Source organism: Anaerocolumna xylanovorans DSM 12503, assembly GCF_900143645.1.
Lineage (GTDB): Bacteria > Bacillota > Clostridia > Lachnospirales > Lachnospiraceae > Anaerocolumna > Anaerocolumna xylanovorans.
In genome coordinates this window covers 1-24,574 of sequence record NZ_FRFD01000004.1, presented here as the reverse complement: position 1 = coordinate 24,574, position 24,574 = coordinate 1, and the positions used below count along the sequence as shown (strand labels likewise).

The 24,574-nt window shown below is 38.8% G+C and carries 19 protein-coding genes and 1 tRNA gene; 13 read left to right on the top strand and 7 right to left on the bottom strand.

Annotated features, from left to right (window positions below):
- Positions 1–79: 79 nt before the first annotated feature.
- Together BUF11_RS06220 and BUF11_RS06215 are read right to left on the bottom strand one after the other, a co-directional pair.
- Positions 80–946: an RsiV family protein gene (locus BUF11_RS06220; RefSeq protein WP_073587996.1), complete on the bottom strand. Its 867-nt coding sequence runs from the start codon at positions 944–946 to the stop codon at positions 80–82.
- 35 nt (positions 947–981) lie between these two features.
- A complete protein-coding gene (locus tag BUF11_RS06215) occupies positions 982–1,476 on the bottom strand; it encodes an RNA polymerase sigma factor (RefSeq protein ID WP_073587995.1) in 495 nt (164 codons plus the stop codon).
- Between the two features lie 361 nt (positions 1,477–1,837).
- On the opposite strand from BUF11_RS06215, the gene BUF11_RS06210 reads away from it, so the two are divergent.
- The 3 genes from BUF11_RS06210 (at position 1,838) to BUF11_RS06200 (ending at position 9,150) form a co-directional block, all read left to right on the top strand.
- Positions 1,838–5,632, top strand: coding sequence for a phosphoribosylformylglycinamidine synthase (locus tag BUF11_RS06210; RefSeq protein ID WP_073587994.1), 3,795 nt, complete (start codon positions 1,838–1,840; stop codon positions 5,630–5,632).
- 205 nt (positions 5,633–5,837) lie between these two features.
- On the top strand, positions 5,838–8,216 hold the full coding sequence (locus tag BUF11_RS06205) for a diguanylate cyclase (protein WP_073587993.1): 2,379 nt from the start codon (positions 5,838–5,840) through the stop codon (positions 8,214–8,216).
- Positions 8,206–9,150: an L-lactate dehydrogenase gene (locus BUF11_RS06200; protein ID WP_073587992.1), complete on the top strand. Its 945-nt coding sequence runs from the start codon at positions 8,206–8,208 to the stop codon at positions 9,148–9,150. Before BUF11_RS06205 ends, BUF11_RS06200 begins: the two co-directional genes overlap by 11 nt.
- 15 nt (positions 9,151–9,165) lie before the next feature.
- On the opposite strand, the gene rsgA is transcribed toward BUF11_RS06200, so the two are convergent.
- Positions 9,166–10,221, bottom strand: a complete 1,056-nt coding sequence (rsgA, locus tag BUF11_RS06195) for a ribosome small subunit-dependent GTPase A (RefSeq protein ID WP_073587991.1) — start codon at positions 10,219–10,221, stop codon at positions 9,166–9,168.
- A gap of 542 nt (positions 10,222–10,763) precedes the next feature.
- On the opposite strand from rsgA, the gene BUF11_RS06190 reads away from it, so the two are divergent.
- Positions 10,764–11,066: a DUF2089 family protein gene (locus tag BUF11_RS06190; RefSeq protein ID WP_073587990.1), complete on the top strand. Its 303-nt coding sequence runs from the start codon at positions 10,764–10,766 to the stop codon at positions 11,064–11,066.
- Positions 11,066–11,467, top strand: coding sequence for a hypothetical protein (locus BUF11_RS06185; RefSeq protein WP_073587989.1), 402 nt, complete (start codon positions 11,066–11,068; stop codon positions 11,465–11,467). Before BUF11_RS06190 ends, BUF11_RS06185 begins: the two co-directional genes overlap by 1 nt.
- 191 nt (positions 11,468–11,658) lie before the next feature.
- On the opposite strand, the gene BUF11_RS06180 is transcribed toward BUF11_RS06185, so the two are convergent.
- Both BUF11_RS06180 and BUF11_RS06175 read right to left on the bottom strand, forming a co-directional pair.
- On the bottom strand, positions 11,659–13,485 hold the full coding sequence (locus BUF11_RS06180) for an ABC transporter ATP-binding protein (protein WP_073587988.1): 1,827 nt from the start codon (positions 13,483–13,485) through the stop codon (positions 11,659–11,661).
- Positions 13,485–15,242 carry an ABC transporter ATP-binding protein gene (locus BUF11_RS06175; RefSeq protein WP_073587987.1) on the bottom strand — a complete coding sequence of 586 codons (1,758 nt, stop codon included), beginning with the start codon at positions 15,240–15,242 and terminating at the stop codon, positions 13,485–13,487. Before BUF11_RS06175 ends, BUF11_RS06180 begins: the two co-directional genes overlap by 1 nt.
- 610 nt (positions 15,243–15,852) lie before the next feature.
- Between BUF11_RS06175 and BUF11_RS06170 the strand changes: the two genes are divergently transcribed.
- From BUF11_RS06170 to BUF11_RS06160, 3 genes are all read left to right on the top strand, one after another.
- Positions 15,853–16,743, top strand: coding sequence for an AraC family transcriptional regulator (locus tag BUF11_RS06170; protein ID WP_073587986.1), 891 nt, complete (start codon positions 15,853–15,855; stop codon positions 16,741–16,743).
- Positions 16,744–16,785: 42 nt separating this feature from the next.
- Positions 16,786–17,553, top strand: a complete 768-nt coding sequence (locus tag BUF11_RS06165; protein ID WP_073587985.1) for a nitroreductase family protein — start codon at positions 16,786–16,788, stop codon at positions 17,551–17,553.
- A 132-nt stretch (positions 17,554–17,685) separates the two neighbouring features.
- Positions 17,686–17,757: transfer RNA gene (locus BUF11_RS06160), tRNA-Gly, on the top strand.
- 218 nt (positions 17,758–17,975) lie between these two features.
- Here the strand turns inward: BUF11_RS06160 and BUF11_RS25195 are convergent.
- Entirely contained in the window at positions 17,976–18,161 is a 186-nt protein-coding gene (locus BUF11_RS25195; RefSeq protein WP_073587984.1) for a tyrosine-type recombinase/integrase, read from the bottom strand.
- A gap of 204 nt (positions 18,162–18,365) precedes the next feature.
- Complete coding sequence (locus BUF11_RS06150; RefSeq protein WP_139243310.1) at positions 18,366–18,863, bottom strand: hypothetical protein; 498 nt, start codon at positions 18,861–18,863, stop codon at positions 18,366–18,368.
- A gap of 831 nt (positions 18,864–19,694) precedes the next feature.
- Between BUF11_RS06150 and BUF11_RS06145 the strand changes: the two genes are divergently transcribed.
- From BUF11_RS06145 to BUF11_RS06125, 5 genes are all read left to right on the top strand, one after another.
- On the top strand, positions 19,695–20,144 hold the full coding sequence (locus BUF11_RS06145; protein WP_073587982.1) for a hypothetical protein: 450 nt from the start codon (positions 19,695–19,697) through the stop codon (positions 20,142–20,144).
- A gap of 1,040 nt (positions 20,145–21,184) precedes the next feature.
- On the top strand, positions 21,185–21,457 hold the full coding sequence (locus BUF11_RS06140; RefSeq protein WP_073587981.1) for a CD3324 family protein: 273 nt from the start codon (positions 21,185–21,187) through the stop codon (positions 21,455–21,457).
- A gap of 126 nt (positions 21,458–21,583) precedes the next feature.
- Entirely contained in the window at positions 21,584–22,030 is a 447-nt protein-coding gene (locus BUF11_RS06135; protein WP_073587980.1) for a GNAT family N-acetyltransferase, read from the top strand.
- A 1,191-nt stretch (positions 22,031–23,221) separates the two neighbouring features.
- A complete protein-coding gene (locus tag BUF11_RS06130; protein WP_073587979.1) occupies positions 23,222–24,088 on the top strand; it encodes an aminoglycoside 6-adenylyltransferase in 867 nt (288 codons plus the stop codon).
- Between the two features lie 218 nt (positions 24,089–24,306).
- The coding region (locus BUF11_RS06125) for a hypothetical protein (protein ID WP_073587978.1) at positions 24,307–24,574 on the top strand (268 nt) is incomplete at its 3' end.

The window sequence follows — 24,574 nt, the reverse complement described above, 5'->3', positions numbered from 1 at the left end:
GAAGCAGCAAAAAACTCCTGCAATACATATAAGAGGGTGTCTCATGACTGGACACCCTCTTTTTCTGTGTTTATTTCAGTTATTTTACATAGTAGTCGCTTACGAGAATATCCTTTATTACTTCTGTAGGAATTATAAATTCTACAATGCCCATGACACCGGGTGCTACATCATATTCGTTAAAGGAGATTACTAACTTGCCATCCTTATTGATGTAGAAGTTCTGGTCAGCGGAAATGGTCTTAAAGCCATCTTCTGTGCCATCTGCTATAAAATACATCTTGTCTTCATCCTTTGCCATCTGATCCTTCATCTGGGAAATGATATTCTTACTGATAACATCGATATAGCTGCTATCCTTAAAGAGGCTTGAGAGTGTAAGTACCATCTGGTTCTTTTTATCAATTGTATCATAGTGTACGCTTTCACTGCCGGAAGCAGCAATTTCTGTCTTCTCACTGGCCATTACCAGAAGGGAATCCGTATCCAGGATTACTTTATAGTCTGTAAAGAGAGCCAGGTTTGCCTTATCCAGATTGTCGGTGCCGATATTTTTTAAGAAATCCTTATACAGCTTGGTGTTTTCCTCTAAATACTTTTCGTTCAGATGATTTTCAAGGTCCTTATTGTCGAGTCCCGTTACCTGGGGAACCTTTACATCTGCCTCGTGGTGGTCATCCTTGTAGGTGTATTCTCGAAAGGTTACAACCTTTACAAGGCTTGTGAGAACCGGAACATCTGCCATAGCGTTAGCAGCGGCAGGGCTTACGTTTACAGTGAGTACAAACAGGGCGGCAGCAGCAGCTACACCTGTTATTATATTTTTGGATAATTTATGAAATTTCATCTTATCTTTCTCCTTTTTTAATGTTTTACGGACTATAAAGTCCAGTTCGTCAGGGATGGGTGTATTTTCATAATCTTTTTTCATATCGGAAATGTTCATGTTTAACCTCCACTCTTATAAATACTCTTTATTTTTCAAACCATATCCTCTGTTAGTTCCAGCCGCAATTTTTTTAAGGTTGAGTAAAGACTGGTCTTAACGGTGTTCTCATTTTCGCCTAATATCCGCGCAATGTCACTTAATTTCATGTCTTCAAAGAAGCGAAGGATGATAATGGTGCGGTTCTTTGGTGAAAGTTTATCCAGGGCCTTATGCAAATCCACGTCCTCGTAGGTATCACCGGGACCGCTGCTTAAGCCCTCCCATTGTTCTTCATCCAGATAAGTATATTTTTTGTTTTTTCTTAAAAAATCCAGAGCAGTATTTATTATTATGCGATAGAACCAGGATTTCATAGAAGCAGTATCTTTTAGCGTTTTTCTGGAAGAAAAAGCCCTGACAATGGCTTCCTGTACAATATCCAGGGCATCCTCCCTGCTTCTTACATAGCTGTATGCCAGCCTGTAGTAATTTTCCTTGTTTTGAAGGATAAATTCTGCCATTTCATCATAAGTAGTTGGGTGTCCCATATCCATCCCCCTTAAGGTACCAATTTTTGAAGTATTTCACCATGCATGTGTTAGCTTCTGTATATAAGACGTGACAGGTGGTAAAAAAGTTTGGAATAAAATAAAAATTTTGATTTTTTTGTTCTTTATAAGTATTGTATTATCCGGAAGAAAAATAGCAAGTATAAAAAGAAATATTGCAAATAAGGGACAACAGGCCATACGGAGCGGGCAATAATTTGATATAATATAATACAGAGTCGGTTTATTACATTAGTAGAGCTTATCAAAAGTTTAACATATATTAATTTCTTTTATAAAAGCTCCTATGTTATAATGCTATCAGAAACCAACAGGAAGCATCGGTAGGGAAAGGAAGAGTATGAGCAGCGTAAAAAGAATTTATGTGGAGAAGAAAATACCCTATGCCGTAAGAGCACAGGAATTACTGGAAGAAATTAAGAATTACCTTGCAATAGAGACTTTGAAACAGGTTCGGGTTCTGATTCGCTATGATTTGGAAAATATCAGCGAGGAAACAGTTACAAAGGCATTAGGAACCGTATTTTCAGAGCCGCCCGTAGATTTTTTGTATCAGGAGGACTTTCCAAAGGAAGAAAAGGACTATGTATTTTCCGTAGAGTACCTTCCAGGACAATTTGACCAGAGGGCAGATTCCGCTGTTCAGTGTGTGAAGCTTCTCTCACCGGGAGAAGAGCCTGTTATAAACTGCGCTGCCACCTATGTACTTACCGGAAGTCTGACAGAAGAGGAGTTCGGGAAGATTAAGGCATACTGCATTAATCCCGTCGATTCCAGAGAGGCCGCAGAAAGAAAGCCGGAAACCTTAGAGACAAGCTATGCGGAGCCGGAAGATGTAGCAATACTGACAGGCTTTACCGCCATGTCTTTTGAAGAACTGAACGGTTTTTATCAATCCTTAAACCTTGCTATGACAACCAAGGATTTTCTTCATGTGCAGAAATATTTTGCAAAAGAAGAAAAGAGAGATCCTTCCCTTACGGAAATCCGGGTTCTTGATACGTACTGGTCCGATCACTGCCGTCATACTACTTTTCTTACAGAGCTTACAGACGTTAAGATAGAAGAGGGATTCTTTAAAAAGCCGATAGAAGATTCTTATAACAGGTACAGGGAAGATTATAAGGAGCTGTATAAGAACCGTGAAGATAAATATATGTCCCTAATGGACGTTGCCCTTATGGCTATGAAGAAATTAAAGAGCCAGGGGAAATTACAGGAGATGGAAGAGAGTGAAGAGATTAATGCCTGCTCCATTATCGTACCTGTAGAGATAGAAGGAAAGACAGAGGAGTGGCTGGTATTCTTTAAAAATGAAACCCATAACCATCCTACGGAAATCGAACCCTTCGGTGGTGCGGCTACCTGCCTTGGAGGAGCTATCAGAGATCCCCTGTCAGGCAGGGGCTATGTATACCAGGCAATGAGGGTAACAGGTGCTGCAGATCCGAGAGTTGCCATTGAAGATACCCTTAAGGGAAAACTTCCCCAGAGAAAGATTGTAACGGGTGCCGCAAGCGGTTACAGTTCCTACGGTAACCAGATCGGTCTTGCAACCGGTCTGGTAGATGAAATCTATCATCCGGGCTATGTTGCCAAGAGGATGGAAATTGGTGCTGTAATGGGTGCCGCTCCCAGAAAGAATGTAATTCGTGAATCCTCAGAACCAGGAGATAAGATAATCCTTCTTGGAGGCAGAACCGGAAGGGATGGCTGCGGCGGTGCTACCGGTTCTTCCAAGGTCCATACGGCTTCTTCCATTGAGACTTGCGGAGCGGAAGTACAAAAGGGTAATGCGCCTACGGAAAGAAAGCTCCAGAGACTTTTCCGCAGGGAAGAGGTCAGCAGCCTGATTAAGAAATGCAATGACTTTGGTGCCGGCGGTGTATCTGTTGCCATCGGAGAGCTGGCAGACGGCCTCTTTATTGATCTTGATAAGGTACCAAAGAAATATGCCGGTCTTGACGGAACAGAGCTCGCCATTTCCGAATCCCAGGAAAGAATGGCAATTGTTGCGGATGCAAAGGATGTGGAAGCACTTTTAGCCTTTGCAGGAGAGGAGAATCTGGAAGCTACTCTGGTTGCAGAAGTAACAGAAGAGCCAAGGCTTGTGATGGTATGGAGAGGCAAGGAAATTGTGAATATTTCCAGAGCTTTCTTAAATACCAACGGAGCACACCAGGAGACAGCCGTTGTGGTAACCCCTCCTGAAAAAGAAAAGGATTATTTTAAAGCAGGGATCAGCTACTATATAAAGGATAAAGAAGAACTTATTTTAAAGGATAAGTGGATTAAGGTCTTAGGCGACCTTAACAGCTGCTCAAAGAAGGGCCTGGTAGAGATGTTTGACAGCTCTATCGGAGCAGCGACTGTTACCATGCCTTACGGCGGAAAGTACCAGATGACACCTGCCCAGACCATGGCAGCCAAGCTTCCTTCCTTAAAGGGAGAATGTGATACGGTTACCCTTATGAGTTACGGTTTTGACCCCTATCTATCCAGTTGGAGCCCTTACCACGGAGCTGTATACGCTATTATTTTCTCCGTTGCTAAGATAGTTGCCTCCGGGGGAGATTATAAATCCATCTACTTTACCTTCCAGGAATACTTTAAGAGACTGGGAGAGAATGAGAAGAGCTGGGGTGAACCTCTGGCAGCATTACTGGGAGCTTATGAAGCACAGCTTAGGCTGGGACTGGCCTCCATCGGCGGCAAGGATAGTATGTCCGGTACCTTCCAGGACATTGATGTACCTCCTACGCTTGTATCCTTTGCCGTGGCAGTTGCAAAAGCCTCCCAGATAATAACCGGAGAGTTAAAAGAAGCAGGAAGCTTTCTGATTGAAATACAGGCACAAAAGGACGGGTATGGACTGCCGGATTATGAGGCAATTAAGGTGAATTACGAAAAAGTGCATGATATTATGGAGAAAGGTGCAGTTATATCCGCTTATGCTCCCGGTGCCTTTGGTGTTGCAGAAGCAGCAAGTAAAATGGCCTTTGGTAATGGGTTTGGTGTTTCCTTTGAGGAAAAGCTTTCGGAAGAAGAGCTTTTTGCACCGGCCTTCGGAGCACTTTTATTAGAGGTAAAAGAAGAACAGCTTGCTAAATTACAGAAAGACGGCTTGCCTTTCCGTATAATAGGAAAGGTTACAGAAGAAAGCGTATTATCTTATAAAGATACCGTTATTGACCTTGCGGAAGTGAGGAAGAGCTGGGAAGCAGCGTTGGAAAAGGTATATCCTACCTCCTCGGGAGTGAAGGAAGAGACCATTAGCACTGGTATTTATGAGACTTCCGGTGAGAAGCACATTTATATTGGCAAGGCAGAAGCAGCAAGGCCCAAGGTATTTATTCCGGTCTTTCCGGGAACCAATTGTGAGTATGATTCCGCCCTTGCTTTTGAAAAGGCAGGCGCTGTAACAGAAACGGTTGTATTTAACAATCTTACCTCTAAGGGTATTGACGAATCCGTAAAGAGGTTTGTAAGAGGTATCAGGGAAGCACAGATTCTAATGTTTCCGGGCGGGTTTTCCGCAGGAGATGAGCCGGATGGTTCCGGTAAGTTTATAGCCACAGCTTTCAGGAATGAGCAGATAAAAGAAGCTGTCAATGAACTTCTAAAGCAGCGTGACGGTCTTGCACTTGGAATCTGCAATGGCTTCCAGGCTTTGATTAAGCTTGGACTGGTGCCCTATGGTGAAATTACGGCACAAAGCCAGGATTCTCCTACCTTAACCACCAACCATATCGGGCGCCATGTATCCAAGTATGTGTACACCAAGGTCGTTTCCAATAGGTCCCCCTGGTTAAAGAAAGCAGAATTAGGCGGCATCTATGCGATTCCAACCTCTCATGGAGAAGGAAGGTTCGTAGCAGATAAAGAGTGGATTGACAAGCTCTTTGCCAATGGGCAGGTAGCTACCCAGTATGTGGATTTTAACGGAATTCCGACGATGAAGGAAGCGTTTAACCCCAATGGTTCCTACTATGCAATTGAGGGAATTACGAGCCCTGATGGCAGAGTTCTTGGAAAAATGACACATTCAGAGAGAAAGGGAAAGGGTGTTGCCATTAACATAACCGGCAGCCGCGACCAGTATATCTTTGAATCCGGTGTAGAATACTTTAGGTAGAATTTGGGATGATATTTTTAGACTGCCCTCTGGCAGCTTTGGAAGAGCAAAGCTGCTGGGGGGCAATTCCATTACTGGTATATTTTTCTTATTATTTTGTATGTAAGATAATTGAATACTATCTATATTTCTGCTATAGTAAATTGTGCAGAATGCTGATTACTGCATACTGAAAAGTACTTAGGTAAGTTGAGGGCAGAAATATATGTTACATATATTATCATTTTTATCTATGGCAGCAGGAGTTATTTATCTTGTTGTAGGGGTAAACACTTATACGCTTAATAAAAAATCAACAATAGGAAAAGCTTTTCTGGTGCTTACAGCATCACTGGCTTTGTGGTCCTTTAGCTATTCTCATGCCTATGTTGCCGATAATATCTATGCCTTTTCCTTCTGGAATAAGCTATCTGTTTTTGGCTGGTGTTTATTCCCGGCGCTTACCCTGTATATGGTTTTTACAATAACCGAGAGCAGATTTTTAGAGAGTAATTTAAAGTGTACGTTATTATTTGCTCCGGCTGCGTTATTCTGTTTCATAGACCTGTTTCTATTTTTACCGGATAAGCCTTATCCTGATGGGATATACCAGTTCTTTGAAATAGCAAACCCTATTTATAGTTATATTTACACATTGATTGGGATGGTCAGGCTTGTGCTGTGGCAGCACAAAACACCATACAAAATCATTAAAAAACAGGTTCGGATTATCTTATGGACTTCCTCCTGCACCTATCTGCTATCAGTGGCAGGAGAATTTGTTATACCTCATTTTATTCCTTCCTTTATAAATTGCACCCAGATATATGGTGTTATAATGATAATCGGCATATACCGTGCTATCAGAAAGTATAACTTTCTTCTTACCCCAAATGAACTGATTGTAGGCGAACTCTTTGAAGAAACCATGGATTTTGAATTCCTGGTTAATCTTAACGGCATGATTACGAGAGTAAACAGGCAGGTTCTACAGACACTGGGGTATGGGCTGGAGGATTTTATGAGCGTGACCTTTGCAGAACTGTTAAATGAAGAGAACGGCATAAGATTTCATGAATGGATAACGGAAGATAACATTGATACGACCCATTGCAAAAATGTCAGGATACGGACAAAATCGGGAGAAAATATCCCGGTAAATATGTCAATTGTACCGATTCGAAATTCCAGAAATGATTTAATACTGGGATATCTTATTATAGCACAGGATATCAGAGCCATGGAAGAATTAAAGAGAGAAATGTTAAGCCATCAGGAAACCATGATAAAGCTAAAGGAAAGCGAGGAACTTTTCCGGACATTAACGGAAACCATTCCTTATGGAATAATTTGTACAAAAAAAGCAGATAAAACAATATTTTATGCAAATAAAAATGCGGAAATACTTTTTAAGTATGATTTTAACAGTTGTAAGAATATGAATGTAGAAGAGTTTTATCATAGTAAAGCATTCCGTGAGAGACTCTTTCATCTGATTCAAAAAGAAGATAAAGTAATCAACCAGGTGGGGATGATGAAAAGATCCGATGGTGAGTTCCTGGCAATGATTTCTATGGCACCTGCCATTTACAAAGGGGAAGAGGTTATCTTTGCCTGTATTACAGACATTACAGAACAGAATCGTCTGAAAAAGAATGCGGTAAAATCAGAAGAAATGCTTAATAAGCTTATGGATTCTATTCCTGATCCGGTAATGGTAACCGATATAGAAGGGAGAATCAGATATTGCAGTAAAAATGTTGAAAGTTTTCTGGGCTACGGAGCGGAGGAAGAAAACTTCCCTAAAAACATTCTGGACTTTCTGGAAGAAGGGAAAAATAAGGAAGATAAGAGTAAACTTACGCAAATATTACTTAGTGATGTAAATATTATACAGACAACTTATAGAAAAGATGGCGGAAAGATAGGAATCGCGGAGGTAAAAGCCTCTGCCTTAAGGGATGAGGATAAAGAAGCTTTTGGCTATGTATTTGTGGCAAGAGATATTACGGAATACAAGAAAAAGGAAGAAAAGCTGGCAAGAAGAAAGGCTGAGATTGAGAAAATGAACCAGCAGCTGTTAAAGAGCAATGAAGTTTTTAAGCAAAAGGCTGAAAAAGACAGTCTCACAAATCTTTATAACCATGAATATATTCTGACTTTATTAAAAAAGGAAGTGAACCAGCAGCACTATCGGCCAAAAAGGTTAGCAGTTATGATGCTTGATATCGATTATTTCAAAAAAGTGAATGATACCTATGGGCATCAGACCGGTGATAAGGTATTAATGAAAGTATCTGAAATCATTCAGAGCTGCATTGGAGAAGATAATTATGCAGGGCGTTATGGCGGTGAGGAATTCCTTGTAATATTAAGGGAAGACCAGACCGAAGAGTCGGCCTTAGCTGTTGCAGAAAAGATTAAGGAGCGCATAAGTAATTGTATATTTGAAAATAGTGAACTTCGTGTTACAATTAGCATAGGATTAGCGCTTTTTCACGGTGAAAGTGTCCATGAGCTTATCAAAGAAGCCGATAAGCTGCTGTATCAGGCAAAATGCAATGGCCGGAGCAGAATTGAAAGGAGTATAAAACATGACAATTAACAGAAGTAAGGTTGTAATAGTTGGAGCCGGTATGGTAGGTTCATCAACAGCTTTCAGTCTCATTACCCAGGGGGTATGTGATGAGGTAATGATTATAGATATTAATAAGGATAAAGCAAGAGGAGAGGTTATGGATTTATGCCATTGCGTGGAATACTTAAACCGCAATGTCAAGGTTACGCAGGGAAATTATGAAGACTGTATGGATGCCGATATTGTAGTTATTACAGCAGGGGCACCGCCAAAGGTAGGACAGTCAAGGCTGGATACCCTTGAACTATCTATAGGAATTGTAAAATCCATCGTAACGCCTATTATGGAATCCGGTTTCAGCGGACATTTTATCATAGTAACCAATCCGGTAGATGTTATTGCCCATTATGTATATAAGCTGTCAGGACTTCCAAAGAACCAGGTAATCGGAACAGGTACAGCGATGGATTCTGCACGGCTAAAGCATTTTATCGGTGAGATTTTCAACATAGATCCCAGAAGCGTGCAAGGCTATACTATGGGAGAGCATGGGGACAGCCAGATGTGCCCCTGGTCCCATGTAACAGTGGGCGGCAAGAGAATTACAGATATCCTCTCTGATAACAAGGAATATGATGATATTGACCTGGATGAAATTGTTTATAGAGTAACCCGTGTAGGATTTGATATACTGAATGTAAAGGGGACCACCTGCTATGGTATTGCTACCACAGCAGCAGGTCTTATTAAAGCAATCTTAAATGATGAGAATAAAATCATCCCTGTATCCACTCTGTTGGAGGGTGAATTCGGTGAATATGATGTATTCTGCGGAGTGCCCGCCATCTTAAACAGAAGCGGTGTTAAGGATGTTGTAGAGGTCCACCTTACCGGAGAGGAGCTTGCAAAGTTTAAGAATTCTGTAAGCGTCATCAGGGAATACACAAATAAGGTACTATAACTGGGTCTGACGGTATTATTTTTTCTTACTGGTTTTCTGGCTATTTCGAAGGCGGCTCTCATAGAGGGCTGCCTTCTTTGCTGTAAATCTGGCTTCCTTCTCAAGCTTAAGGTAGGATTGATAGCGGGAGAGGGAGAGTGTACCATCTGCCAGAGCTTTCTTTACGGCACAGCCTGGTTCTGTCTTGTGATGACAGTCATGAAAACGGCAGGAGGCAATTAAGTCCTCAATGTCAGAGAATACTTCACTTACACCCTCATCGGCAGACCAGATACCAAGTTCCCTCATACCGGGGGTATCAATAATCAGCGCACCGCTCTCCAATGCAAAGAGCTGCCGGTAGGTTGTAGTATGGTGTCCCCTGCTGTCATCCTCCCTTATGGTATTTACTTTCATCAGTTCCTTTTCGGCAAGGGCATTTACAAGGGAAGACTTGCCGATACCGGAGGACCCCATAAAAACCAGGGTCTTACCAGGTTTTAGGTAGTGTGAAAGTGCCTCCAGGCCAAAACCGGTATAGCAGCTGATGGCATGAATATCAACGCCCGGAGAGATTTCTTTTGTAAGTGCGATTTTTTCTTCATAATCACTTGAAAGGTCAGCCTTCGTCAGAATGATAACCGGGGTACCGCCGCTTTGCCAGGCAGCGGCAAGATACCGTTCCAGGCGGCGAAGGTTAAAGTCATGGTTTAAGGAGGTCATAAGAAAGACATAGTCAAAGTTTGCGGCCACCATCTGAGCGCTGGCGCCGGATATCTTCGTAGGCAGGGAAGGGTTAGCTCTTGAAAAGCTGGAATGTCTTTCTAATACCCGGTAGATAATGTCTTCTCCCTGTTCATTGTCCTTGATTAGCACAAAATCACCTACTGCCGGATAGGTTTTAAGTTCATTGTCCTGATAAAACACAGAACCTTTTAATTTTGCGTTATTTTCTCCGCAAGCAGAAACCAGCCGGTAGCTTTCCTTTTGGATAGAAATAATTCTTGCCGGGATCAGCCCCAGCTCTTTTTCTTTATCGGTTATCTGCTTTTCAAAAAAGTCCGTATATCCGAAATTTTCTAGTAAAATCATTTTAAACCTCTTTTCTGAATATCAAATCTTTGATTTGATATTCCTGAATACGTAGTTGAAAAACAGCGTTTTGTTTTTCAACCAAACCTCTTTTCTGAACATCAAATCTTTGATTTGATATTTGTTAATTCGTAGTTGGAAAATTTATTTGTACCAAGTGAACTTAGATGGTGTCAGTGCTGTTTTTGGACATAAAAAAAGCACGCCGTTTGCGTGCCAGCTTTATAAAAACATCTCACAAAAGGATCAAAGTGCAGAGAAGTCCCTTAAATCATTACTCTGCCCATATTCAATTTTCTTTTCAAACACCATATAAGTCAGTTTCATGATAAGAACTCTCCTTTCCTTAGAATAGAAATGTGAATGTAATATATTAAATCATATTTACCGATACTAGTCTACAATAAGTGGTATCGGACGGCAAGGGAGAAAACAATTATATTGATTCTTGCCTATATCTTTATTTTTATAAATAAATATATTACTATTGATTTTAATAATGTTAAATGTTAAACTTAACATTATTAAAGGGGGGTGTGAATGTGGCAATAGAGATTGTTCCGGAATGGATGGTTAATCTGGAGGATGAAGACATTGCATTTATCAAAAATTTTATTCAGGCTTCCGGGTCACTAAAAGAAGTTGCACATCAATATGGTGTTACCTATCCGACGGTCCGGCTGCGCTTAGACAGACTTATACAAAAAATACAGATAAGCGAAGAAACTGCAAAAGAACCGTACATTGGATTGATTAAAAGACTGGTCGTAAACGAAAAAATAGATTTTGATACTGCCAAAGTTCTTATAACCGAATACAAAAAATCAAAAGGAGGGGGACAGTAATGCGTGTAATGCCATTAATAATTATTTTTATTTTATTTATTTCAGGAATTGTGCTTTTACAAATCTATCTTTCTAAAAGTAAGAGTAAGTGGCTTGGACTTATCCTGCCGCTGGTGTTTTTTCTTATTTCTCTGATAACAGTTTTTGGATTGTCTTTTTATACATCGAATACTACCCAGATGCAGTCTATTTCAGAAGACGGTACTGTTATAAATAAAGTAATCGAAAATACATCCAAGGAATCTGAAACAGATATATCTTCCGTAATCATAATGACAGTAACAACCTTTTTCCTGTATAATATACCGACTATTATTTTACTTCTTATATATGCCGTTCACAGGGAGAAAAGGAAGAGAAATATGAGCTTAGATAAAATGAAGGTTCAGGATTTGGAGTAGGCTGTTTAGATGATGCAGTATTCAGGGTAAAACGCTGTTCTTTTTAAAGAAAAAAGGTAAAGTGATAGAGAAGTGTCAATTTTGTATGCAGTAGCGGTACAAATTTTATCTGCTTATGCATACAAAACTGACAACATGTCTTTCAGAGAGTGTGTTACAGGAAACTTATGGACTTTTCTGTTTTAGCTAAATTAGAATGCCCCTTGCTGACATAAGTCCTGATTTTCCGGTACTTTGTTTAAGAAATCATATTGGGAAACGAAGAGCTTATGGTAATATCCTTCCATTTCCATTAATTCCTCATGATTACCCATCTCAAGAATCTTACCGTTATCCACATAGAGGATGCAGTTTGAATTCTTGATAGTCGATAGACGGTGGGCAATGATAAAGGAAGTTCTTCCTTTTAGAAGTCTTAAAAGTCCTTCCTGAAGCAGTATTTCTGTTTCGGTGTCAATACTGGAAGTGGCTTCATCTAATATCAGTATCTTCGGATCTGCAAGGAGTGCTCTGGCAAAGGAAATAAGCTGGCGCTGCCCGGCAGAGAGGCGGCTGCCTCTTTCGTTTACTTCAGTATCATAGCCCTTTTCAAGCCCCATAATAAAATCGTGAGCACATACCGTTTTGGCGGCTTCCTTTACCTGTTCGTCAGTGGCTTCCATATTGCCGTACCGTATATTATCCATAATGGTTCCGGAAAAGATAAAGCTGTCCTGGAGCATCACACCCATTTGCTTACGCAGGGATTTGATGGTCACATCATTAATATCAATACCGTCAATGAGAATCTGCCCGGAATCCAGATTATAGAACCGGCTGATAAGGTTAATAATCGTGGTCTTGCCGGCACCGGTAGGTCCTACAATAGCAAAGGATTCTCCCTGATGGGCTGTAAAGCTGATTCCGTTCAGAATAGGAAGGCCTTCTTCATAGCTGAATACCACATCCTTAAATTCTACCGTTCCCTTAATAGGCGGCATTTCCACAGCGCTTTCTTTATCCTTTACAAGTACCGGTTCATCAATGGTTTCAAAGATTCTTTCCAGATAAGAAACTGCGGTTAGCAGGGAGTTATAAAAGCTTGCCAGGGTATTGACAGGAGCCCAGAAGCGTCCGATATAGCCGGTGAAGGCGATAAGGACACCGACGGTAATTCCCTTGGCACCGCCTGCAATCCAGCTGACACCCAGTATATAAATAGCTGCGGTGGTAATCATAGAGATATTATCAATGGCCGGCCACAAAAGGAAGTTGTATTTTACGGCTTTCATCCAGGCATCGCTATATTTGCCGCTTAAGCTGTTAAATATCTTGATATTTTCCTCTTCCCTTACAAAGCTCTGTGTAACACGGATTCCGTTAATACTTTCTGCAATGTAGGCATTTAAGTTAGAGGACTTGTTGCTGGATATCTGCCAGGCCACACGCTGTTTTGTCTTAATAAAGAAGATAACTGCCATTAATATCGGAAGTCCCAGCAAGCAGACAAGGGTCAGGCGGATATTGATGGAGAGCATAAATATTACGATAAAAATCAAGCTGAACAAATCCGTAATGGTATTAATAATACCATTTGAGAGCAGGTCACTTAGGCTGTTTACGTAGTTTACAACCCTTACCTGAATCTTTCCGTGAGGACGGTCATCATAGTAGGAGAAGGGGAGTTCCTGCAAGTGGTTAAAAATATCACTTCGTATCTGGTGTATGATGCTTTGGCCGAGATTGGTGGTAATGTGAATTTTCAAGCGCAGGATTACTACAATGATTAAGTTTAACAGCATCAGGATTAAGCTTATAATAACAATGCCGCGGATATTTTCATTCGGTATGTAGTTATCTATAATGGTCTTCAGGATTATCGGTGTAAACATACCAAGAGCACTGGAAATTATCATCAGCAATATGGTAAAGTACATTTCCTTGCGGTGGGGCTTTATGTAGGAATACAAACGCTTTAGCTGGTCAAAATTAAATTCGCTCTGGAGGGTCTCATCAATATCATACTTATTACGTGCCATTAGCAAACCACCTCCTTTAAGTTTCCATTCACATAGCGGTCAAATTCCCCGTATTGATGGTTGAATACGGTATAATAATAGCCTTTCTTTTGAATCAGGGATTCATGGTTCCCTGATTCGATTATCCTGCCGTTATCCAGTACCAGTATCTGGTCCGCATCCTTAATGGAAGAGATACGGTGCGCAATAATAAATACAGTCTTATCGGAAAGGGAATGAAGCTGTTCCTGTATCTGTGTCTCTGTTTCCATATCTACGGCTGAGGTAGTGTCATCCAATACAACAATGGAAGGGTTCTTAAGGAGAGCTCTTGCCAAGGAAATACGCTGCTTTTGACCACCGGAGAGTCCCATCCCACGTTCACCTACAATGGTGTCATAGCCTTCCGGCATGGCAGTGATAAAGTCATGGGCGTTAGCAACCTTTGCTGCCTCTATTACTTCCTCCAGGCTGCAGTTTGGACTGCCGTAGGCGATATTGCCCTCAATGGTATCTGAGAACAGGAACACATCCTGCATTGCCATGCCAATATTGCTTCTAAGCTGGTATAAATCCATATCTTTTAGATTCACGCCGTCAATGGTTATCTCACCGTCTGTTACATCATAGAAACGGCAGAGCAGATTCATCAAAGTTGATTTGCCGGAGCCGGTGGCACCGATAATGCCCACTGTCTGGCCGGGCTTTACTTTAAAGTTAATATCTCTTAGGATGACATCATCATCTGCGCGGTAATTTACATGCTTAAATTCCAGATTCCCCTGGAAACGCTTGGCTTTTACGCCGTTGTCAGGCGTTTTGATACCAGGTTCCTCTTTAATGGTTGCATATATCTTTTCCGCAGAGGTTACAAAACGCTGGTAATCATTTGCCAGCCATCCGGCCATTCTTAAGGGGTTATTAAGCATCCAGAGATAACCGCTTACCGTGACCATCTTTCCTAAGGTAATATATCCCTTAATAACCATAATGCCGCCTGCCAGATAAAGGATAACAGTTAAAAAGTTGGCAAGAAATTCGAAGATAGGTACGTACTTCTTCCAGATAGCAGCAGCAGATAATTCCGCATCCCGGTAAGCATCATTTTCCCGGTTGAACTTCTGGATTTCATAATCTTCCTTGGCAAAGGCCTTTACTACACGGTTACCGCTTACATTTTCCTGTACGAAAGTATTTAAGCTGGAGAAACGCTGTCTGATATTATGAAAGGCTGCTTTCACTGAGGAAAGCTGCTTACGGGTCAAGAGTACCGTAATAGGAATAACCGCTATCATACAAAGCGCAAGCCTGAAATCCACTGTAAAAATCATAACCAGAGCTATAATAAACAAAAGAGAGTTCTCATAAACGGAGTAGATAACGAATGCCACAAAGTGTCTGATAGCCTCCATGTCACCGGTTTGCCTTGACATTAAATCACCGGTACGGTTCTTGTTGTAAAAGTTGAAGTCCTCCTGCAGAAAACGGCGGTATACATAATCACGCATGCTATAGAGCATATTCTGGGAGGTGGTTTCGAATATTACAAGGAAGCGGTATTTTATTAAAGACCTGAAAATGGTAGTTCCGATCAGAAGAAGCACCAGTTTAGGAAGAATTCCCCGCTTGCCGCCTTTTATAACATCATCTACAATGATACCAGAGATATACGGATTGATGATGGTTAAAAGGCATGAGATAGTTACTAAAAACAAAGCCGTTATTAGCCGAAAACGGTATTTTTTCAGGAATGAAAAAACCCATTGCAATGCTGTCATATTATTTAGCCTCCACTCTTGTGCCAAGTTACATTTATTTATAAAAATGTAAGCCAGCGTGTTTTAAGATTCTGTTCCATTATAGTATTCACGTGTAAAATTGAAATGTCATTTGTTATGGTAATCATGTCAGATATTATATAAGCATAGAAATACGACAAAATGTACGTCCTTTGAAATTTAACGATGTGGCTGTTTGTATCTGCGATATACCAGTAATTTACTTTGCATACCTGCATATAAAAAACCTGAAAAAAGGTTTTTTAATTCATTAAAAGATGTTATAATGAAGAGGATGCGATTTGATTTTTAATTATGAAACGTTAATAGTTTGTTAGCATAGAGACATTTCACACCTTGATTTAAGGCAGTAAATCATCTGCAAGCAGTGATTTATGCACGGGAGCTAGTGTGAAAAATATAAAGCATTTTTCACTTTCCATTTGGGCAGTATCGCAAGTAAACTTGCGATATGCATGGGTGTTAGTGTGAAAATTAAAAGATGATTTTCACACACAAGATTGTGCCTGCGAAATCCTCGGCCAATCTTGCGGCGCGTTGGAAAGGGCATGGCTGTTAGTGCGAAAAATACAACGGAAGGAGGGGTTCTATGTGTCAGCACCAGTTTGATATAACCTATTGCGATCTAAATCCAACAATATTATTTGTCAGCAAACAGAAAATGGTGTGTGAGAGTGCTTATCACGATCACGATTTTACTGAATTGACATATATATTATCCGGTAAGGGAAAATATCTGGTAGAAGGAATTGTGTATGATGTGGAAGCCGGAGATGTCATAATATGCAATCCTGGTGTGAAGCATCAGAATATCTTAGTGAATCCGAAAGAGCCTACGGTGGAATTCTTTGCCGGATTTACGGGATTTCAGTTCAAGAATATGCCTCCTAATTCTGTAATATTTAAGGAGGGAGGGCATATCCTTCACACAAAAACAGAAACCAAACAGGATATCTCGAAGCATTGCTATGAGATGATATCTGAGAATGAAAGCTGCAAAGCCGGGAAATATTTCATGTTAAAAGCCCATCTCATACAGATACTGCTCTTTATTATCCGGGATATCACGGACATGGCAACCAGCCAGAAGGGCTGTAACTTCGAATCTTATAATAAAAGTTATGCCGTAAAGAAAATCATCAATTATTTGAATGAAAATTACGATAATAAGATATCCCTGGATCAGATAGCGCATAATATGTATCTAAGTCCTGTGTATATATCCAAGATATTCAAAGAAGAAACCGGAGAATCGCCGATTAACTACCTGATAAAGATAAGACTTGAAAAGGCGAGGGATATTCTGTTATCCTCAGAGGGAGAGAGTATAAAGAGTATAGCCAATAGAGTGGGTTACGAGGATGTTTACCATTTCAGTAAGCTGTTTAAAAAATACTATGGAATATCTCCTCTATACTATAAAAGATATGCCTTACAAAAGGCAAAAGGCGAAACAGAGGAGATGAGCTGCCCAAATTAAGAGATAAAATGCTCGAATTAAGGGTGTAAAAGGGAGTCTGCCATGAATCTTTATGAAGCAATATTTGTTAGGAAATCTGTAAGAAAATACGGTATGGATAAATTAGACCAAACGGTAATTGACCATATCATGAATTTTGCGGACAGCATACCAATGATCTTTGATGATATCAAAGTAAGGCTTGAACTGGTGCAGTTGGCTGATTTGAAGCATTTTCAGCCGGGAATTCTCACCGTTAAAGCACCATATTATCTGGTTTTATATTCTACAAAGGAACCGGGTTATCTGTTAAACGCGGGAAATATGATGGAACAGATAGCGCTCTATATTACGGCAAGAGGTCTTGGAACCTGTTATATCGGCAGCCTGAACCTAAAGGATAAGGTACTGGAGGAAGAAGAGTATGAGCAGGTAATTGCTCTTGCCTTCGGAGAAGGAGAGTACGAGGTATACAGGCAGAACGATAAGGCAAAAAGGCTGCCGCTTAAGAGTATAGCAGTATTCAAGGAAGAGGTAGATAAGAATGTCCGGACCATCGTATCTGCTGCCAGACTGGCACCTTCCGGCATGAACAGCCAGCCATGGAGGATGGTGGTGTATAACAACCGAATCCATTTGTTCTGCAAGAAGAATATATTTATGAAAAATGTCATGAAGGAAGCCGGACTGATTGATATGGGCATTTGTCTGGCACATTTGCTGATAGCAGCAGAAGAGATGTGGCTGGATGCAAGACCTGTAACTATAAGCAATATCAGCAGCCAAAGCTTTAAAAAGAATGATTACATCATTAGCGTTAAGATGTCTTAATTCAATATAATAAATATATTGAATAAAAAATTTATTGAATTAGTATTGACAGTAAGCTGCTTCTATAGTATACTATTGTATGTGTTCAGAGCGGTAAAGTAAGACAAAAGAACACATACAATAGTAATAAATGCGCGAGTGGCTCAGTGGTGGAGTATCGCCTTGCCAAGGCGAGGGTCGCGGGTTCGAATCCCGTCTCGCGCTTAGTTGAAAAGTATCGCTAATCCTTATAAATCAAGGGTTAGCGATTTTTTGTTGCTTGAAAAACATGTGTGCAGGATGTGTGCAACATCCTTTTACGTACGGGGACTGCTATAATGCCTTGTCCATATAGGCACGATTCTTTTCGATTTCGTTGTAATTGTAGATATATCCTTTCGTTGTATCAGTATCTTCATGGCACATATACACACTAATTTCCTCTAAAGGCATGCGTCCTCTGCATACAACCGACTAGCAAAGGTTCTTCGAATACAATGAATGCTCTTAAACGTTACTCCAACATCCATACAATACTTCTCAAGCCAGTAGTTAAAGCTTCTGCTCGTCATTCTTTCACCATTTGACTGTGTGAAAAGATATTCACTGTCAGGTGAAATCTTTTTCACCTCTTTCAGAATCTTTTATGTTTCATAAAACAATATGACAGGTGATTTTAAAAACGATGCTTTTTTCTGAAATATGCCCGCAGATCCTGCGGGCAATCAGCATAGCACGCTTATCATAACAGACACCTTTCAGGTCACTCCTGCAATGATAACGTTCATTCTTCGGTATCTTTTCTAGCGGTCTGGCTAATGTATTACAGAATTCTATGAATTCCTTATTCTTTGTTTCAGAGAAATTCTTATCACGTTTTGCCGCTTTCCGACTTCTGGTGATACCAGACCTATGCCGTACTGCTGTTTTAATAAAATTCTCTGTGGTACAGTCAAAAACTTTTGCCAGTGTACAAGCTTCCAGCTTCTGCGAATCGGTGCCAGAATAGACCTTTCCATAAGCCATTCATCCACATACTGCCTGCACTCGGAAAGCATCCTGCAGCCGTAGTGTTCCTTACACCATTTGATAAAGTAACAGGCATGTTTCTGATAATCCTGAAAGGTACTCCAAGTATAAATCTTATGAATAGTAATACGCTCCTGATAACTTAACATTGCCTTAGAATCCTTTTTCCGCTTTTCTTTCAAGAGTGCATGTTCTGTCCTCTGGTCATCATGTTTTGAATGACCGATAGCCATCTTTGATTTTAATTTCATCTCCACCTGATGAACCAATGATTGGTGTTTCTTTTCTCTGTTACGAGCCATTTTTACCACGTCCTTTGATTGCATTTATAAGTTAAAGCTGAGCACGCGCCAATTTATTCAAATCACAGGCACCTAGCGATTATTACTCCTAAGGATACAGTCAAAGGGTATCCAGCCTGACCATTATTAATGGAGTGTTTTTTAATGGTCTACAATCTCCTGAACAGTGGTTTGTTCTATAAATTTCAACTACAGATACATCTTAAGTCAAGAGAACTCCGTTCTCTCTTCTTTTCTTCTTACTGACCGCCGGCTTACCGGCAATAAGGTTTATCAGTTAACTGATATTGCCTTATAAAATAAATTAAATTATATATTTTATTTTCGGTCCGGTTGTTTCATTTGTTTGTTATTTTTAATTGTTTTTGTATGTTTTGTTTTCTCCTTTCGTCATATACAAAGTCAATATGTCATTTTCCGAACCTTGATATTTGAAAAAACAAATAAAGATAACTGTTTACTCGAAGATACAACGAGTAACCGTTATCATGCTTGAATTAATGGTATACACTTCAGAATAAAAGTGTAGATATTTACAATTCTGCAAGTTGGATTGACTTTCCTTTTTATAAAAGTATAATTAAAGAAATTCATGCAGGAAATATTTCGCAATTGGCGTCGATTGCAAAATTGGTACTACAATGAAAACGGAGATGAATTAGTTAACATGTTTTTTGATAGAGTCAATAAGACAGGATTGATAAAAATAAAATTTCAATTCTAATACAATAAAGTTTTTGTGGAAAAATTATGTAATATGATGTAATATTAGATTAATTAGATTACATAATTCAAAAATTATTAGTATTATTTATCTCAAAGGAGTAGAAAATGTATTCAATAAATTTAGGAAAAAAGATTGTTAATGCAATTATTATTGCATTATTATCAACAAATTTTATCGCAATAGTTAGTGCGGTTGTTAATGGACAGTCTGATGAAATAGTGACTACGACATTTTTCGGATTAGTTCGGCTAGCAATTCTTGGTTCAATATTATACTTCCTTTACGCAGGGAAAAACTTGGCGAAATGGTTGATAGTGATTTCAACATTGTTTTCTGGAATAACAGGATTTTTTGCATCTTTATTAAGAATTTTATCATTATTTTTAGATTTAAATGTTTCATTTAGTGTTATAGATATTATTAATATATTTATCTATACCATTTACATTGTTATAGGTGTTGTGTTAATAGTGTCAATCCCGGTGAAAAATTTCTTGACCTATCGATGTGAAGAGTGCCAAAAAGATAGCAATGAAAACGAAAGTGAGAGTTAGAATGGGTTGATATGCTTGTTCAAATTCTTTCACAATAACGAACCAATATTGAACATAAATATCACATCTTTTTGTGTGCAAGTATGTGTGCAGATAAATAACAGAAGCCGCAAATCTCTTATTTATCAGTATTTGAGTGTGCGGAGATTTGTTCGAATCCCGTCTCGCGCTTAGTTGAAAAGTATCGCTAATCCTTATAAATCAGGGGTTAGCAATTTTTTGTTGCTTGAAAAACATATGTGCAGGATGTGTACAACATCCTTTTACGTGCGGGGACTGCTATAATGCCTTGTCCATATAGGCACGGTTCTTTTCGATTTCGTTGTAATTGTAGATATATCCTTTCGTTGTATCAGTATCTTCATGACCCATATACACACTGATTTCCTCTAAAGGCATGTCCCTCTGCATACAACCGACTGGCAAAGGTTCTTCGGATACAATGACTGCTCTTAAACGTTACTCCAGCATCTCTACAATACTTCTCAAGCCATTAGTTAAAGCTTCTGCTCGTCATTTTTTCACCATTTGACTGTATGAAAAGATATCCACTGTCAGGTGAAAGCTTTTTCACCTCTTTCAGAATCTTTTATGTTTCATAAAACAATATGACAGGTAATTTTAAAAATGAAGCTTTTTTCTGAAATATGCCCGCAGATCCAGCGGGCATAAGAGTTAGCGTAAATAGTGTTCTGCAATGATAGCGTTCGTTCTTCGGTATCTTTTCTAGCGGTCTGGCTAATGTCTTATAAATTTCAGCACAATAATCGCTACGATAAGAATGAACATCCATGTCAGGAACATCGGTCCATACTTTACCGTTTCCGGCTTCCCATATTATTGATTAAAATAAATCATGTTATTCATAAAAGTAACTTGAAGATGAAACGTGTCTTAGCTATAATATATAATAGATAGGGGGGGGATGAACAATAAGGAAAAGCAGGAAATATTGTGCATAGCAGGGGCTATTGCATATCACCAAAATAGAATATCAATAGTCTTTGCTATCCTAAAGAATAATTTTTTAGGAGGACACAATGGGCTATGTTCATGCTTTGGAAATTTTGCCCGAAGGATTGATTGAAAAAATTCAAGAATATGTTGACGGGCAAGTTATATACATTCCAAAAATAAAATCAAAAAGATGTACGTGGGGAGAAAAGACAGATACGAAAGTATATTTCAAAGAAAGAAATTTTGAAATATACAATAGTTACAGAAACGGCACGACTGTTTTTGAACTGTCAGAGAAATATTTTTTAACCTCTAAAAGTATTCAGCGAATTATACGGAGTATGCAAATTTTATGAGTAGATGTGCCGCTTTACAAAGTGGCACATCTATTTTTTACAATGATGTGTGTTCCTCTATTTGAAATTAAAGAGAGTATAATGGATTTGTAGAGATAATAGAGAAAAGGAAAGGGAAAATAGTGAATGGAAATTTTGAAAATTATTGATAGCGATAAAATAAAGTACATGGAATTGCTACTTATTGCAGATGAACAGATAAGTATGATAGAAAAATATTTGTATCGTGGTGATATGTTTGCTTTGTGTGATGATGATGTTAAGGAGATTTGCATTGTTACACAAGAGCAATCCGGCGTTTATGAAATTAAGAATATTGTTACCGTTCCTGAATATCAACGGAAAGGATATGGACAACGTCTAATTACATTTATTATTGATTACTATAAGAAGTTTGGTAGTGAGTTATATGTTGGAACAGGCGATAGCCCTACGATACTTCGTTTCTACGAAAGGTGTGGATTTGAAAAATCACACATTGTTAAAAACTTTTTTATAGATAATTACGACCACCCTATGTATGAAAATGGACAACAGTTAGTGGATATGATTTATTTGAAAAGACATCTATAAATGGAACTTGTGCCGCCCAACGGGAAAATTAAAAAAACCGTTGTTTTCCTTTTTCAAAATTGGAAACGCGGAGGGTGTACTCGGTGGTTATGAAGCGCCCACTCTTACGAGTGCTAATCGAATATGGATGACGCTCTTTTACATAGTTTCTTTGATCATATTTATTTTTATTGCGACTTCTGTTGCATCCAAGATACCACATTCATAAGCTTCCTGTAAGATAGATAATGCATCAAGCATAATAATGTGACCTCCTGTTATTGTTTTTAAACACTTTGTTTCATGTTTCATAGTACAATATGACAGGTGATTTTAAAAACGAGGCTTTTTTCTGAAATATGCCCACAGATCCTGCGGGCAAAAGAGTCAGCATATATAATGTTCTGCAATGATAACGTTCGTTCTTCGGTATCTTTTCTAACGGTCTGGCTAAAGCATTATAGATTTCGGTACAATAATCGCTACGATAAGAGTGAACATCCATGTCAGGAACATATGATCATACTTTACCGTTTCCGGCTTCCTTCATTCGATTTACAACCTCATCCACATTTGAAATGATAGGGGACTCCCTATATCTTCCACCCTTTGCTCCACTAGTAACAGCTATGTAATAAATTCCGTTCTTAAAAAGTAATTGTGTACCCCTTAAGCATTTCAATTCTTTCTTACGTAATCCGGTGGATTTACAGAATTCTATGAATTCCCTGTTCTTTGCCTCAGAGAAATTCTTGTCACGCTTTGCTGCTTTCCGACTTCTCGTAATACCCGACCTATGACGTACTGCCGGTTTACCGGCTATAAGGTTTTATCAGTGAACTGATATATCCTTACGAAAACAAAAATAAATTTTGTTTTCAGTCTGTTTGTTTTCTCCTTTCGTCATAATTACAATTTTAATATGCTATTATTTATACTGCGATATTTGAAAAAATGACATGATTAACCGTTTACTCGTAGGGGTAACGAGTAAACGTTATCTTGTCTTTTTCAATGGTGTACACTTTGTAATGGCGTAGAGAATACACTTCTACCGTATAGATTAACTTGACTTCCTATTTTAGGAAAAGTATAATTAGGTAAATTCTAATTTGATGTAAAATTAATTCGCTATTGTTTACAATTGCGATGCGCAGTAATTTCTGAGTTAACTAAGTATATTTCAATAGATATAAAGCGAGGATATTTTATATGAATTCATATGATACCATTATGGAAAAATTAGTGTCATTTGCTAATGTATCGGAATTGATTCAAGCTATGATTCTTTTTGGTTCTAGAGCAAGAGAAAAAAATGTTGCAGATAAATATTCGGATTACGATATTATTTTTCTTGTAAAGGATGTCGATTATTTTTTGAATACGGACCAATGGCTGAATCAAATTGAAAAATATTATATTTCTTTTCAAGAACCAACAGCAGCATACGGTCAAGAACGCAGGGTGTTTTTCAGCGATGCAATGGATATGGATTTTTTGTTTTATGATGCTAAAAAATCTGAAAGGTTGGCTGCTGATAATACTATACAATCATTTTTTTCTAGTGGATATATGATGTTAGTTGATAAAATTGATTTTAAAGGTGCAATTGAACGCAATAAACCATCTGAACCAACTGAAGAAATAAAAACTGTTCTCACAGAGAAAGAATTTATTAATCTTGCAAATACATTTTGGTTTCATTCAATATGGTCAGTGAAAAAGTTACTTCGAGGAGAAACTTGGTCAGCAAAAAGTTGTGTTGATGGTTATATGAAAGATTTATTAAGACAGATGCTTGAGGGCTATTCAAAAGCTGTTAATAGCAAAGATTTTGATGTTTGGCATGACGGTAGGTTTTTTGACAATTGGGTTGATGAAAATATTAAGAAACAATTGAAAACAGCATATGGAACATATGATGCAGAGGATATTTTAAGGGCACTGAACAATACTATGCTTATTTTTAGAGAGGTATCAAGTAGAACAGCAGCTTTTTTAGATTATGATAATCCGATAACAGCAGAGACATATGCTGTGGAGCAAATAGAAAACTTACTTCACAATCTTTCACAATAACGAACTAATATAATTCAAGAAATAAAAAAGCACACATCCCATGTGTGCAGATAAATAACAGAAGCCGCAAACCTCCTATTTATCAGTGTTTGTGTGTGCGGGGATTTGTTCGAATCCCGTCTCGCGCTTACGAAATTCCTTGATTTTGAAATGCACCCCAAATGTCAGACAAGTGATATGTACCCCCTTTACTGGACACCAGTAAAGGGGGTTTTTACGTGAAATATGATTTTGTATTTAAATTAAATTGTGTCGAGCTATACAGAAATGGTCAATGGCCTGAAACACCAGCAGGAATTGGTCAAAAGAATTTTAGAAAACGAATTGTTACTTGGTCAAGAATTGCAGATATTTATGGAATTGATACTTTAAAGCATCCTTCAACATGTAAAGAACGTACAGCTGAAGGAAGGTATTCTCTTGTAGCTAGAGTTTTAGCTGGAGAATCACAAAAAAGTGTTGCAATAATTGCTGGAATTGATTCAG

What these genes read in the sequence shown, in the direction of transcription:
- BUF11_RS06220 (WP_073587996.1), bottom strand. Translation starts at nt 946, where the DNA reads ATGAACATTTCCGATATGAAAAAAGATTATGAAAATACACCCATCCCT.
- BUF11_RS06215 (WP_073587995.1), bottom strand. Translation starts at nt 1,476, where the DNA reads ATGGGACACCCAACTACTTATGATGAAATGGCAGAATTTATCCTTCAA.
- BUF11_RS06210 (WP_073587994.1), top strand. Translation starts at nt 1,838, where the DNA reads ATGAGCAGCGTAAAAAGAATTTATGTGGAGAAGAAAATACCCTATGCC.
- BUF11_RS06205 (WP_073587993.1), top strand. Translation starts at nt 5,838, where the DNA reads ATGTTACATATATTATCATTTTTATCTATGGCAGCAGGAGTTATTTAT.
- BUF11_RS06200 (WP_073587992.1), top strand. Translation starts at nt 8,206, where the DNA reads ATGACAATTAACAGAAGTAAGGTTGTAATAGTTGGAGCCGGTATGGTA.
- rsgA (WP_073587991.1), bottom strand. Translation starts at nt 10,221, where the DNA reads ATGATTTTACTAGAAAATTTCGGATATACGGACTTTTTTGAAAAGCAG.
- BUF11_RS06185 (WP_073587989.1), top strand. Translation starts at nt 11,066, where the DNA reads ATGCGTGTAATGCCATTAATAATTATTTTTATTTTATTTATTTCAGGA.
- BUF11_RS06180 (WP_073587988.1), bottom strand. Translation starts at nt 13,485, where the DNA reads ATGGCACGTAATAAGTATGATATTGATGAGACCCTCCAGAGCGAATTT.
- BUF11_RS06175 (WP_073587987.1), bottom strand. Translation starts at nt 15,242, where the DNA reads ATGACAGCATTGCAATGGGTTTTTTCATTCCTGAAAAAATACCGTTTT.
- BUF11_RS06170 (WP_073587986.1), top strand. Translation starts at nt 15,853, where the DNA reads ATGTGTCAGCACCAGTTTGATATAACCTATTGCGATCTAAATCCAACA.
- BUF11_RS06165 (WP_073587985.1), top strand. Translation starts at nt 16,786, where the DNA reads ATGAATCTTTATGAAGCAATATTTGTTAGGAAATCTGTAAGAAAATAC.
- BUF11_RS06150 (WP_139243310.1), bottom strand. Translation starts at nt 18,863, where the DNA reads ATGGCTCGTAACAGAGAAAAGAAACACCAATCATTGGTTCATCAGGTG.
- BUF11_RS06145 (WP_073587982.1), top strand. Translation starts at nt 19,695, where the DNA reads ATGTATTCAATAAATTTAGGAAAAAAGATTGTTAATGCAATTATTATT.
- BUF11_RS06140 (WP_073587981.1), top strand. Translation starts at nt 21,185, where the DNA reads ATGGGCTATGTTCATGCTTTGGAAATTTTGCCCGAAGGATTGATTGAA.
- BUF11_RS06135 (WP_073587980.1), top strand. Translation starts at nt 21,584, where the DNA reads ATGGAAATTTTGAAAATTATTGATAGCGATAAAATAAAGTACATGGAA.
- BUF11_RS06130 (WP_073587979.1), top strand. Translation starts at nt 23,222, where the DNA reads ATGAATTCATATGATACCATTATGGAAAAATTAGTGTCATTTGCTAAT.